Source organism: Enterorhabdus sp. P55 (genome assembly GCF_009911695.1).
Classification (GTDB): Bacteria; Actinomycetota; Coriobacteriia; order Coriobacteriales; family Eggerthellaceae; genus Enterorhabdus.
Map to the genome: position 1 here is coordinate 1 of NZ_QWKK01000067.1, position 12,836 is coordinate 12,836.

The 12,836-nt window shown below is 68.5% G+C and carries 10 protein-coding genes; 9 read left to right on the plus strand and 1 reads right to left on the minus strand.

Annotation, left to right across the window (positions count from 1 at the left end):
• The 7 genes from accB to D1643_RS07395 form a co-directional block, all read left to right on the plus strand.
• A partial coding sequence (gene accB, locus D1643_RS07365; protein ID WP_160710006.1) for an acetyl-CoA carboxylase biotin carboxyl carrier protein occupies nt 1-373 on the plus strand: 373 nt, incomplete at its 5' end.
• Entirely contained in the window at nt 373-1,725 is a 1,353-nt protein-coding gene (gene accC / locus D1643_RS07370) for an acetyl-CoA carboxylase biotin carboxylase subunit (protein ID WP_160710007.1), read from the plus strand. The genes accB and accC, both read left to right, overlap by 1 nt.
• Nucleotides 1,722-2,072, plus strand: a complete 351-nt coding sequence (locus D1643_RS07375; RefSeq protein WP_160710008.1) for an Asp23/Gls24 family envelope stress response protein — start codon at nt 1,722-1,724, stop codon at nt 2,070-2,072. The genes accC and D1643_RS07375 overlap by 4 nt, the downstream gene beginning before the upstream one ends.
• Before the next feature lie 112 nt (nt 2,073-2,184).
• Nucleotides 2,185-2,820 carry a transcription antitermination factor NusB gene (gene nusB / locus D1643_RS07380; RefSeq protein WP_160710009.1) on the plus strand — a complete coding sequence of 212 codons (636 nt, stop codon included), beginning with the start codon at nt 2,185-2,187 and terminating at the stop codon, nt 2,818-2,820.
• 1 nt (nt 2,821) lies between these two features.
• Nucleotides 2,822-3,130, plus strand: coding sequence for an exodeoxyribonuclease VII small subunit (gene xseB, locus D1643_RS07385; RefSeq protein WP_160710010.1), 309 nt, complete (start codon nt 2,822-2,824; stop codon nt 3,128-3,130).
• A 9-nt stretch (nt 3,131-3,139) separates the two neighbouring features.
• Entirely contained in the window at nt 3,140-5,029 is a 1,890-nt protein-coding gene (gene dxs / locus D1643_RS07390) for a 1-deoxy-D-xylulose-5-phosphate synthase (RefSeq protein ID WP_160710011.1), read from the plus strand.
• A gap of 391 nt (nt 5,030-5,420) precedes the next feature.
• Nucleotides 5,421-9,599, plus strand: a complete 4,179-nt coding sequence (locus tag D1643_RS07395) for an Ig-like domain repeat protein (protein WP_160710012.1) — start codon at nt 5,421-5,423, stop codon at nt 9,597-9,599.
• A gap of 549 nt (nt 9,600-10,148) precedes the next feature.
• Here the strand turns inward: D1643_RS07395 and D1643_RS07400 are convergent.
• A complete protein-coding gene (locus D1643_RS07400) occupies nt 10,149-10,703 on the minus strand; it encodes an N-acetyltransferase (protein WP_160710013.1) in 555 nt (184 codons plus the stop codon).
• A 257-nt stretch (nt 10,704-10,960) separates the two neighbouring features.
• On the opposite strand from D1643_RS07400, the gene D1643_RS07405 reads away from it, so the two are divergent.
• Entirely contained in the window at nt 10,961-12,280 is a 1,320-nt protein-coding gene (locus D1643_RS07405) for an ammonium transporter (protein ID WP_160710014.1), read from the plus strand.
• Between the two features lie 72 nt (nt 12,281-12,352).
• Nucleotides 12,353-12,691: a P-II family nitrogen regulator gene (locus D1643_RS07410; protein ID WP_160710015.1), complete on the plus strand. Its 339-nt coding sequence runs from the start codon at nt 12,353-12,355 to the stop codon at nt 12,689-12,691.
• The last annotated feature ends 145 nt before the right edge of the window (nt 12,692-12,836 follow it).

Genomic DNA, 12,836 nt, shown 5'->3' on the forward strand with positions numbered 1-12,836 from the left:
GGCCGCGCCCGTGGCCGCCGCCCCGGCCGTCCAGGCCGCGCCGGCTCCGGCCGCCGCGCCCGCGCCCGGTGCCGATGACGGCAAGGAGCGCCCTGCCACCTGGCAGGCCGTCACGGCCCCCATGGTGGGCACCTACTACGAGGCCCCGGCTCCCGGCGAGCCGCCCTTCGTGCGCGAGGGCGACGAGGTGGCCGCCAACGAGACGCTTTGCATCGTGGAGGCCATGAAGCTCATGAACGAGATCACCGCCGAGGAGATGGGCACGGTGCGCGAGGTGTGCCTCGAGGACGCCACGCCCGTCGAGTACGGCACGGTGCTCTTCTACATCGAGCCCCACGAGACCGTCCCCACGGTGGCCGAGGCGGCGCAGTAATGTTCGACAAGATTCTTATCGCCAACCGCGGCGAGGTGGCCCTGCGCGTCATGCGCGCCTGCAAGGAGCTGGGCGTCAAGACCGTGGCGGTCTACTCGACCGAGGACGCCGACACCTACCCGGTGCGCTATGCCGACGAGGCGGTGTGCATCGGCCCGGCCCAGGCGGCCAAGAGCTACCTGGTGATGGGCAACATCATCGAGGCGGCCAAGACCACTGGCGCCCAGGCCATCCACCCCGGCTACGGCTTCCTGGCCGAGAACGCCGACTTCGCCCGGGCCTGCATCGACAACGACCTCGTGTTCATCGGCCCCTCGCCGGAGTGCATCGAGCGCATGGGCGACAAGTCGAGCGCCCGCGAGACCATGAAGGCTTGCGGTGTGCCCACGGTGCCCGGAAGCGACGGCTGCCTGGACACGGTGGAGGAGGCCCGCGCCTTCGCGGAGGCCGTGGGCTATCCGGTGCTCATCAAGGCCACCGCCGGCGGCGGCGGCAAGGGCATGCGCGAGGTCCACGACCCGGCCGAGCTGGAGTCCCAGTACCAGGCCGCCCGCACCGAGGCGGGTGCCGCCTTCGGCAACGACGGCGTGTACCTGGAGAAGCTCGTGCTGCGCCCCCGCCACGTGGAGGTGCAGATCCTCGCGGACGACTTCGGCAACAACGTGGCGCTCTGCGAGCGCGACTGCTCGGTGCAGCGCCGCCATCAGAAGCTCATCGAGGAGGCGCCCTCCCCGGCGCTCACCGAGGAGCTGCGCCGTGCCATGGGCGTGGCTGCCGTCAAGGCCGTGCGCGCCACCGACTACCGCAACGCCGGCACCATCGAGTTTCTACTCGATGAGCGCGGGCAGTTCTACTTCATGGAGATGAACACCCGCGTGCAGGTGGAGCACCCCGTGTCCGAGGAGATCACCGGCACCGACATCATCAAGGAGCAGCTGCGCATCGCCGCGCACGAGCCCATGAGCTGCGCCGAGCGCGCGCCGTTCACCCCGAGCGGGCATGCCATCGAGTTCCGCATCAACGCTGAGGACCCGGCCCACGGCTTCCGCCCGTGCCCGGGCACCATCACCCGGTTCGAGCCCCCCGCGGGCCCGGGCGTGCGCGTGGAGAGCTACGTGCGCACCGGCTCGCGCATCTCGCCCTACTACGACTCGCTCGTGGCCAAGCTGATCGTGCACGGCCAGGATCGCGCCGAGGCGCTCGCCCGCGGGCGCCGCGCCCTGGACGAGTTCGTGATCGAGGGGATCGAGACCACCATCCCGTTCCACAAGCGCGTGCTCGCCAACGATGCCTTCATCGCCGGCGATGTGACGACGGACTTCATAGAGACCCAGATGGGAGATGTGCTATGAGCAACGAACTGAGCGTAGAGGGCATGTCCATCGCCCCGGGCGTGGTGGAGACCATCATCTCCATCGCCGCCAACGAGGTGGACGGCGTGGCGTCGGTCGGCTCCTTCGCAACCAGCTCCATTCGCTCGATGCTGGCCGCGAAGCCCTCGGCTGCGGGCATCGAGGTGGACGTGGACGACGATGGACGCCTGCGCATCACCATCCACGTCGAGGTGTACTACGGCTACGTGCTGCCCGAGGTGGCCGCGAACCTGCGCCAGTCGGTGGCCGACGCCCTGCTCGTCCAGGTGGGGCTCGAGGCCGCGGCCGTCGACATCTTCGTCGACGGGCTGCAGTTCGCCGCCTAGCGTCATCCGCACGTTCCTTGCAACGACGCCCTCCCGCGCGCACAATGGCGGTAGGGCGTCGCGTCATGCCCGCCTCTGCCCGCGGGCGCCGCTGATCTGATAGGGAGTTCCCATGTCCAAACGCCATGAGCGCATATCCGGCCGTCGCAGCGCGGTGCAGGTGCTCTACACCAGCGAGATCCAAGCCCGCCCGGCCACGGTGCTGCTCGAGGAGGGCTGCTGCCTGTCCGAGGAGGGCCCGCTGCCTGACTACGCCGTCTCGCTCGTGCGGGGCGTCGAGGAGCACCTGGCCGACATCGACGCCTGCCTGGAGGCGACCTCCGAGAACTGGGCGGTGGCGCGCATGCCCATCGTCGACCGCTCCATTCTGCGCCTGGCTGCCTTCGAGATGATCTACGAGGAGGACGTGCCGGTATCGGTGGCCATCAACGAGGCCGTTGAGCTGGCCAAGGAATTCGGTGGGGAAGACGAGTCGCCGCGGTTCGTGAACGGCGTGCTCGGCCGCATCGCCAAGTCGATCGAGGCAGGTGAGATGGCCGTGGCCGGAGCCCCCGTGCCGGCGACGGCTCCGGGCGAGGTGGCTGCCGCCGTGGCCGCGCTGGCTGCCGAGGTGGCGGCTGAGGACGCGGCGGCTGCGGATGGCGCCAAAGAGGCGGCCGCTGATGCGGCGGCTGTCCCCGAGCCTGAGGCCGCGCCCGCCGAGGCGGACGCCTCGGCTCCGGCTGAGCCCGAGAAGGCGGGTGAGTAGCATGGAGGATCGCGGCACCTTCGAGTCGGTGCGCACGCGCCTGGAGGAGATCGTCGAGGCCGTGGGCGCCGAGGACGTCACGCTCGATGAGGCGCTTGCCCTCTACGAGGAGGCCGTCAAGCTGGGGCTTGCGGCCTGCGATTTGAGCGAGAAGGACGTGGAGGCCGCCTTCCCCGAAGACGCCCCGGTCGACGCCGCCGAGGATGCCCCGACCGAGGATGCCCCCGCGGGCTTCGCCGATGCCGCCGTTGAGCCCGCCGCCGAGGAAGCCCCCGCGCCTGAGGGCGCCGAGCCCGCCGCTCGGGACTAAGGAGGCCCCATGGACGAAGCGCGCATTCTCGATGTCGTCCGGTCGCCCGCCGACCTCAAGGTGCTGACCGAGGAGGAGCTGGGCATCCTGGCGCAGGAGATTCGCGAGGAGATGATCGCCATCACCTCGCGCACCGGCGGCCACCTTGCCTCGTCCCTGGGCGCCGTGGAGATCATCCTCGCCGCCCACAGCCTGCTCGACACTCCCAAGGACAAGCTCGTCTTCGACGTGGGACATCAGGCCTACGCGCACAAGCTGGTAACGGGGCGTCTTGGCGACTTCGACACCCTGCGCTCCTATGGCGGCATCTCGGGCTTTCCCAAGCCTGACGAGAGCCCCTACGACGTGCATCCCTCAGGGCATGCGTCCGACTCGCTCTCGGTGGCTACGGGCCTGGCCAAGGCCCGCGTGCTCTCCGGCACCGACGAGAAGGTGGTCGCCGTCATCGGCGACGCCGCGCTCTCCGGCGGCATGGCCTTCGAGGCCCTCAACTACATGGGCGCCGAGCAGCTGCCGCTCGTGGTCATCCTGAACGACAACGAGCGCTCCATCTCGCGCAACGTCGGCGCGCTCATGAAGCACCTCGGCTACATGCGCACCACCGCCGAGTACCGCGACGCGCGCGACTCCTTCCAGGAGCTGCTCGAGACCAAGGCGCCGCTCGGCCGCGCGATGGCGCGCTTCGGCAAGAACATGAAGGAGTCCATCAAGCAGATGGTCATCCCGCACTCGATGATGTTCGAGCAGCTGGGCATCGTGTGCACCGCGCCTGTGGACGGCCACGACATCGCGGCCCTGCGCGAGACGCTCGCCGTGTGCCTGGCCGCCGACGCGCCCGTGCTCATGCATGTGGTGACGAAGAAGGGCGCTGGCTACGAGCCTGCCGTGCGCGACCCCGAGCGCTTCCACGGCGTAGGGCCCTTCGACATCGAGACGGGCGCCGATATGCCCAAGAAGCCCGGTGCGCCCAGCTACACGAGCGTGTTCGGCGACGCGCTCGTGCGCGAGGCGCGCGCCGACGAGCGTGTCGTCGCCATCACGGCGGCCATGGAGGGAGGCACGGGCCTCAAGCCCTTCGCCGCGGCGTTCCCCGAGCGCTTCGTGGACGTGGGCATCGCCGAGGAGCAGGCTGTCGCCATGGCGTCGGGCCTGGCCATCGGCGGAAAGAAGCCGGTTGTCGCCATCTACTCCACCTTTATGCAGCGGGCCATCGACCAGATGGCCATCGATTGCGCGCTGCCGGACCTGGACGTGGTGTTCGCACTCGACCGCGCCGGCATCGTCGGCGAGGACGGCCCCACCCATCACGGCATGTTCGACCTGGTCTACACGCGGATGATCCCGAACATGCGGGTGATCGCCCCATCGAACGAGGCCGAGCTGGCGGCGGCCCTGCACACGGCGCTGGCCCTGGGCGGCCCCTTCGCCATCCGCTATCCGCGCGGGTCGGCCGAGGGCGTGGCGGTGCCTGAGGAGCCGCCGGTGCTCCCCGTGGGCGTGAGTCGGCTTCTGCGCGAGGGTGATGACGTGGCCATCCTCGCCTTCGGCTGCATGGCGTCGCGCGCGCTCAAGGCGGCCCGCCTGCTGGCCGCCCGTGGCATCGAGGCGCGTGTGGTGGACATGCGCTGGGTGAAGCCCATGGACGAGGAGGCCATTCGCGATGCCTGCGACACGCGTCTCATCGTGACCGTGGAGGCCGGGGTTATCGCCGGCGGCGCGGGCGAGGGGGTGTGCGGCTACCTGGCCGAGATGGGCCTAGACTCGCCGGTGCGGATGCTCGGCGTGCCCGATGTGTTCGTTCCCCAGGGCCGCGCCGACCTGCTGTCGGAGGATCTGGGCCTCGATCCCGAGGGCATCGCCAACGCCATCCTCGAGACGCTGGCCGAGCAGGTGGCGTAGGGCTGTCGCGCCTAGCGCCGATGGCGTGCGCAGTCCCCATGCGTAACGTGGCCAAAAAACACGCTTTGACGACGCCCTGGCCCGCCCGGCGGGGCGTCCCGCGCGCAAAACCCCAGGTCACGAAAATCGGGCCGCACGCCTACCGCACGCCTGGGCCGGAAAACGGCCTCATTCCGTCGTCAAGTCGTCGATTTTGGCCACTTTGCGCGTGATCCGCTGCATGTCGGGTGAGCGATAGCTGTTATCTGTAACCATACTGTTATATACTCTAGGGTCATGGAGAGCGCGGCGAGGCATGGCCGCGGCTTTCCATGGATATCCGACGAAAGATGGGAACATAATGCAGCGCTCAACTACTCCTGTTCTCGGGAAGGGTCTTTGCAGCGGGGCCTTGTCCCTCGTCGTCGCCTCCACCTTGGCCACGGGCATGACGCCTGCCATCGCCTTGGCCGACGAGACGACGCCCCTTGCGGCCGAGGCCGCCTTGGAAGCCGCACCCCCCCCCTTCTCTGAAAGTGATCCCGCGCTAGCCAGCGCGGACGGCGGCTCTGCCGCCCAGGCGGGCGCCCGGAGCCTGGAGGGCACGGGGCTTAGCATCGCCGGCGGCGCCGAGGGCGCCGACTACACGGTGGACGACGCGGCCAAGAAGGTCGTCTTCACCTCCGGCAAGACGATGACCGTGAGCGGCACGTCCCAAGGCTACACCCTGGAGGTGGCCGCCGGCGTTCATGCCACCCTTGTCCTGGACAACGTGACCATCCAGTTCTCGCGCACGGGCGACAGCCAGAAGGTGCCCCTCAACATTGTTACCAACCTTATGGATGTGGGAGGGGAGGAGCGCGAGACGGCCGCGACCGACGGCACGCAGATCACCAACCCCACGTCACTCCACCTCATCCTGGCCGACGGCTCCACCAACACGCTGACCGCCGGCTACGGCGCACCAGCCCTTCGCTGCGGTGAGGGGTCGCGTCTCGTGGTGGACGACGCCATCCTGAACATCGATGATAAGGGCGATCCCATCGTGCCCAACGAGGGTCGTATTCCCTACGACTGCGCCTTGCAGGATGGTACGCAGCTGGAGAAGAACGATCCTCTCTACCTCATGGACAGCGCGAAGCCCGGTAAGCTTGTCTGCGAGGGCGGCTCGGGCGGTGCCGGCATCGGCAGCGGTCCCCACGAGAACTCCGGCTATATGGAGTTCAACGGCGGCGACATCACCGCTTACGCTTATGGAAACAGCAGTAGCGCTACGGGGCAGTACAACCATACGGGTGCGGGCATCGGCGGCAGCATCGGCGGCGGCGCAACCCTCACGGTCTTCAACGGCGGTGTGGTGGACGCGAAGGGCTCCTACCACGGCGCGGGCATCGGCGCAGGCTGCACCACAACTTCAGGTGACTGGGGCAGTGAATACAGCGCTGCCAATCGCACTCCCATCCCCGGGGCCATCATTTCGCGTGAAAGCGAGCGTGCTGGCGGCAGCGGTCGACCCCTCTGCCGAGACATCACCGTCAACGGCGGCAACATCACCTCGGAGGGCTACATCCACGGTTTCGCCTTCGGCGGGGCCTGCGGCTCGGCTTCAAATGCCGGGCACAAACTGGTTATTACCGGAGGCAACCTCACGCCGGTCAATGCTTCGGATGGCTCGAAGCTCCTCGGCGCGACGGGCATGGAAATCGTTGTGCAGGGCGGATCGTTCTACGTGCCCAGCTTCGGCGGATCGGTCACCGACGGCCGTGGCCATGCCCTGCAGATGGTTACCATCAACCTCGACGGCTTCGACGAGCTGAAAGGCGCCCAGCTTAAGAACCTCACCGTCACCGTGGACGGCGCGCCCCTTACTGACAGCGCGGGTAAGCCCTATGATTACGGCTTGCCCTACGGCGTGGACGGCTCTGGTTGCGTATACTTCTGGCTGCCGAGCGAAGTAAACGGAAAGCCGCTCGCTGATCAGACGGTGTCCATTGGCAACTTCGAGACCTCGGTGATTGACCCCGATACGGGTAATCGCACTGATGTGCCCTCCGACTTCGACTTCGTGGTGCCTAACCCCGGCACCGGGTCGCTGGCCAAACGCTATGTGGAGATTGACATCGACAGCTATGTCGATAAGACGCCTGATCTGAAGAAGTCGCTCTTCAAGCGCTATGACGGTCTGCCTGTTGGTCTCGACGGAGGCCTCGCCCAGACTATCGCGTCCTTCAACGTGCCAGCGGGCGAGCCTAAGGACAAGTTTCTCAACAGCGCCGACACCATGACTTTCAGCTCGCAGCGTACCCACGACAAGAACGGTGACGCTACCACTGACACCATCCAGCCTGGCGCCGATTTCTCCGATGTGGGCGACTATGACCTCATCGTGGAGTCGAAGCAGTATTCGGGTGACGCCAGTTTCCAGAAGTCCTTCTGGGGCCACAAGCTGTACTTCTCGGCCGCCATCACGCCAGCTGACTCCCGTGTCAGCGTGCTGAACCACGTGATCGACTACGACGAGACCATCACCCGCGCCTCCAAGCCGGTGAAGGGCGTCACCTTCACCGCCCACGTCATGCCCCGTGATGAGGCAGGCGAGAACGGCGAGGCCCCCGAGGCGAAGACCTGCGCCTCGCCCAACGGCACCGTGCAGTTCTACGCGAACGGCGTGGCCGTGGGCGATCCAGTGGAGGCGGTGCCCGCGAGCGACCTCACCAAAAGCGGCTATCACTACAGCGTGGCCACCCTCAACTGGGACAAGACCGGCGTGCAGATTCCCCGCAACCCCGATGGCACCATCGAGATCACGGCCAAGTTCAACGGCGGCACCAACTACCTGAAGTCCGAGAGCAACGACGACCGCACCACCGAGGACGAGGAGCCTGACTTCCCGTTCGGCTCTACCCCGGAGATCACGGTGAAGCCGCAGAACCCCGATCCTACGGTGCCCGTGCCCGACATCTCCCCGGAGGACATCGCCAAGCCCGGCGAGAAGGATCCCGACGCTACCGACAAGGACCTCACCAACACCTTGCACTCCACCGCCAACGACAGCGTCTCCTACCCAGTGCGCCCGAACGCGAAGCCGCTCACGCCCGAGGGCGGGCTCAAGGACTGGGTGGGCCAGCGCTACGACATTCCCGCCGGCTGCGAGGTGTCCTCCATCACCGTGAAGAACGCCGACGGCACGCCAGCCGCGGCCGTCGATCCCTCCAAGCCCGGCAGCTACCGGGTGGACGTGGTGGTGCGCGACCCCGTCACGGGCAACACCACCACCATCGCCGTGGACTACGCCCTGGTGAACCCGCCGTCCGTCACCATCCCCACTACGCCTGACGGCCCGAAGGATGTGCTTCCCGACACGGTGGGCGACGAGCCTAACGGCGGCACGGTGCACGGCACTGGCCACGACACCGTGAGCCGCCCCGTGAAGGAGGGTCATATCGAGTCGCCCGACACGCTCAAGGAGTGGGCGGAGTCGCGCTTCGACATCCCCGAGGGCTGCACCATGGGCACGCCGACCATCTCCCAGGACGGCAAGCCGCTCGGCTCCATCGACTGCAGCAAGCCGGGACGCTACGAGGTGAGCTTCGTCGTCACCGACGAGCGCGGCAACACCACCACGGTCAACGTCGACTACCGCGTTACCAACCCGCCGACGGTCACCATCCCTGGCGCCACGAACCAGCCTAAGCCGCCGAGCGACCCGTCCGATCCTGCCAATCCCGGCGGCGTGGAGGAGGGTCCCGGCAACGGTACCGTGCACACCACCCTGGAGGACACGCTCTCGCGGCCCACGGCCCCGGGGGAGAAGGACACGCCCGACACGCTCAAGGACTGGGCGGACGAGCGCTACGACATCCCTGATGACTGCGAGATCACTCGCCCCGTCATCACCGACGAGCAGGGCAATCCCCTCGACGAGATCGACCGCGGCAAGCCGGGGCGCTACGAGGTCGTCTTCGAGGTGAAGGATCCCTACGGCAACAGCACGCAGCTGGTGGTGGACTACACGGTGCACGGCGTGCCCGATGTGACGCCCACCGACCCCGGCAAGAGCGAGCTCGTGGAGAAGGAGCCGCCGCGCACTGACGAGGACGGCACGATCCACCAGGAGCTCGAGGACAAGAAGCCGGTCGGCGTGACGCCTGATCCCGCCGATCCGTCCAAGCCTCTCACCAAGGACGACATCCTGCAGGAGGTCGAGGATCGCTACGACATCCCCGAGGGGTCGCAGGTGGAGATCACCATCACCGACCCGCAGGGCAACCCCGTCGATGAGATCGATCCCACGAAGCCTGGAGACTACACGGTGTCGGTGGTCGTCACGTCGCCGGCGGGCGACACCACCACCGTGGAGATGCACTGGGTCGTCGCCGAGGGCGCAGCGAGCGTGGTTCCTCCCAGCGGAGGCGATGGGGACGCGCCCGCTGCCGCAGGGGACGAGGACGAGAACGAGAAGGGGCGCCTGAGTGCCACGCGCCTCGCCCAGACGGGCGATGAGGGCACCCTGGGGCTCTTGGCCCTGGGAGGCGTCGTCGCTTCGCTGGCCGCCGCCGTCGGCGCTCGCCTGCGCCTGCGTCGTAACTAGCCGAGGGGCTGCGCACCCGGCACGCCCCCCCTACGCACGAGGCCCCGCCTGGTCGTACCGGGCGGGGCCTCGTGCGCTCTTGCGGCCCGCGTCCGCGAGGCGTGCGCAGGTCGCTCGGGGGGCTGACACGCTGCCTCCCCCGAGCGACGCCGGCGGGGAAGTGCAGCCTTCGCCCTGCAAAGTGGCCAAAAATGACGACCTGACGACGGAATGGGGCCGTTTTCCACCCTCGGCGCGCAGTAGGCGCGCGGCCTGATTCTCGCGACCTGGGGTTTTACGCGCGGGACGCCCCGCCGGGCGGGCCAGGGCGTCGTCAGGTCGTCATTTTTGGCCACTTTGCGCGTGATCCGCTGCACGGGCGCGGATGCCGCCCGTCGCAGGCGTGCGGACGCGGGCGAACAGCGATTGCACAGCGCTCGCGGGCTCGGCGGGCGCACCTCCCAGCGCCTGCGTTCGCGCGGCGCCCTATCCGCTGCACGTCGGCGGGCGCCCGCCCGTCGCGGCCGCTTGGGCGTGGGTGGTGCGCTCGGCCCGCCCACGTGGCGGGCCCTAGGCGCTGGCCGGCTTCTCCATGATGAAGTCGTCCATGACGAAGCCCTCGCCGATGTCGGTCTCCACGGCGTCGATGGTCTCGAAGCCCTTGGCCCGGTAGGCGCGGATGCCCAGCTCGTTGTGCTTGTTGACCGTCAGGTACAGGGCGGCAAGCCCGCGGTCGGCGCACAGTCGGTCGTAGAACTCGATCACGCGCGAGGCGAAGTGCTTGCCGCGCTCGTCGGCCAGGAGGTAGATCTTCGAGATGAAGAAGCGGTTCGTCTCGGGCTCGACGTGACCGCCCGTGTAACCTACCGTGTGGAAGGCGGGCTCGGCGCCTGCGGCCAGCTCGGACTCGGTCAGCTCGTCGGCTGCGCGCACGAACCAGTACTCGTAGGCGTGCTCGGCCATGTCGCGCTCGATGGCCTCGAGGCTCTGGAAGTTGGCTACCATGTACTCGGTCTGGGCCTCGCCGATGAGCGCCGGCCAGTACTCGCGCCAGATCTCGCCGGCCAGCTCGGCCAGCTCCGCCTTCTCCTCGCCGGTGACCACCGGCTGAAACTCCACCACCATGTCGTGACCTTCCTTCCTCGATGACGTGCGGAATGCGTGTCAGCATACCGCACGCACGCCGTGCGGCCCTCGAGTTTCCGGTGTGTAACATCCGGGCTTCCCGCATGTTAAAAGGCCTTTGCGAGCCGGTTAGCAACCGTCGCCGCGGCCGACGGCGCCTCCGGGCGGTGGCATGATCGGAGGCGCCGGCGGGAAGGAGCGGCGCCCAACGCGCCGCCGCGCCGGCTCGGGAAACGAGGAGAAGGGAAGGTAGGGCCATGCTTGACACGGGATCAACAGGGTTCATGCTCGTCTGCACCATGCTGGTGCTGCTGATGACGCCGGGGCTCGCGTTCTTCTACGGCGGCTTGTCACGACGGAAGAACGTGGTCAACACGATGATCATGACGTTTGCGGTGCTCGGCATCGTGGGGGTCGCCTGGGTGGCGGCGGGGTGGTCGTTCGCCTATGGGGGCGACGGCTCGCTGCCCTTTTTCGGCGGCGTCGATCAGCTGGGATGCCTGGGCGCCGTGAACGATCTGCTCGCCGAGGCAGAGGGCACTCCGGATGCCTTCGCAGTGCTCTCTGGCGCGGCGACGCTCGGGCCTGAGGCCGAGGCCGGCTACCCCGGCATCATCGACATCGCCTTCCAAATGGCCTTTGCCATGATCACCACGGCCATCATCACCGGCGCGGTGGCCGGCCGCATGAAGTTCGGCGCCCTGTGCGCGTTCGCGGCCGTGTGGGTGCTCCTCGTCTACGCGCCGCTCGCCCACATGGTGTGGGGCGGGGAGGGCTCGCTCATCGGCGAGACGATCGGCGCGCTCGACTTCGCCGGCGGGGACGTGGTGCACATCAGCTCGGGCCTGACGGGGCTCGTGCTCTGCCTCATGCTGGGGCGTCGCCGCGGCTTCGCGGTCATGAGCTATCGACCCCACAACGTGCCCTTCGTGGTGCTCGGCGCGACGCTTCTGTGGTTCGGCTGGTTCGGCTTCAACGCCGGCTCGGAGTTCGCCGCCGACGGCGTGGCGGGCCTGGCGCTCGTCAACACGGTGACGGCCTCGGCTGCGGCGCTTGTGTCCTGGCTGGCGATGGAGCGGGTGCGCGTGGGCAAGCCCACCCTTGTCGGCGCGGCCACGGGCCTGGTGGCGGGCTTGGTGGTCATCACCCCGGCGGCTGGCTTCGTGGAGCCGTGGGCGGCGCTCGTCATGGGCGTGCTCGTCTCGCCGGTGTGCTACTTCGCCATCTCGTTCTGCAAGCGGCGCCTCGGCTACGACGACGCGCTCGACGCCTTCGGCTGCCACTGCGTGGGCGGCGTCCTCGGCGGCGTGCTGACCGGCCTGTTCTGCGTGCCCGAGCTGTCGTGGACGGACTTCGGCGGCCTGCTCTACACCGGTGACGCCACGCTGCTCGGCGCGCAGGTGCTCGGCATCGTGGTGACCGTCGCCTTCGTGGTGGTGGCCGACGTGGTGCTCGGGCTCATCGTGCGGGCGCTCTTCGGCGGCAGCCTGCGCGTGAGCGAGGAGGACGAGGCCCTAGGCCTCGACGTGGCGACCCACGGCGAGAGCGCGTACCCCGCCTACCTGGGCCTGGACTAGCGGCTGGCCTGCGAGCCGGCTTCCGATGAGACGCCCGCCCCGACGCGGGGCGCGACGAGAAGGAGGACGAATATGAAGAAGGTGACGGCCGTCGTGCGGCCTGAGAAGCTCGAGCCGCTCAAAGACGCCCTGTTCGCGGCGCAGGTGTCGGGCATGACCATCTCGCAGGCGCACGGCTGCGGCAGCCAGCACGGCTGGAAGGAGTATTACCGCGGCACCGAGGTGATGCTCAACATGGTGCCGAAGGTGCGCTTCGAGATCGTCGTGGACGACGAGCGCGTGGACGAGCTGGTGGAGGTCATCTGCCAGACGGCCCGCACCGGCGAGGTGGGCGATGGCAAGGTGTTCATCGCGCCGGTCGAGGAGGTCGTCCGCATCCGCACCGGCGAGCGGGGCGACGCCGCCGTGTAGGGGAGGGGCGGGCCCTGGGGCGGCTCCTGGGGCGCGGGGCACCCGGAGCGCGGGGTGCCCCGGCTCCCACCCCCGCTCGGCGCGGGGCGTCGCTTGGCTCTCGCCTGCCCCCTAGCGCCGGGCGCCCCGCCCCGCGCTGCCCCGG

What these genes read in the sequence shown, in the direction of transcription:
- accC (WP_160710007.1), top strand. Translation starts at nt 373, where the DNA reads ATGTTCGACAAGATTCTTATCGCCAACCGCGGCGAGGTGGCCCTGCGC.
- D1643_RS07375 (WP_160710008.1), top strand. Translation starts at nt 1,722, where the DNA reads ATGAGCAACGAACTGAGCGTAGAGGGCATGTCCATCGCCCCGGGCGTG.
- nusB (WP_160710009.1), top strand. Translation starts at nt 2,185, where the DNA reads ATGTCCAAACGCCATGAGCGCATATCCGGCCGTCGCAGCGCGGTGCAG.
- xseB (WP_160710010.1), top strand. Translation starts at nt 2,822, where the DNA reads ATGGAGGATCGCGGCACCTTCGAGTCGGTGCGCACGCGCCTGGAGGAG.
- dxs (WP_160710011.1), top strand. Translation starts at nt 3,140, where the DNA reads ATGGACGAAGCGCGCATTCTCGATGTCGTCCGGTCGCCCGCCGACCTC.
- D1643_RS07400 (WP_160710013.1), bottom strand. Translation starts at nt 10,703, where the DNA reads ATGGTGGTGGAGTTTCAGCCGGTGGTCACCGGCGAGGAGAAGGCGGAG.
- D1643_RS07405 (WP_160710014.1), top strand. Translation starts at nt 10,961, where the DNA reads ATGCTTGACACGGGATCAACAGGGTTCATGCTCGTCTGCACCATGCTG.
- D1643_RS07410 (WP_160710015.1), top strand. Translation starts at nt 12,353, where the DNA reads ATGAAGAAGGTGACGGCCGTCGTGCGGCCTGAGAAGCTCGAGCCGCTC.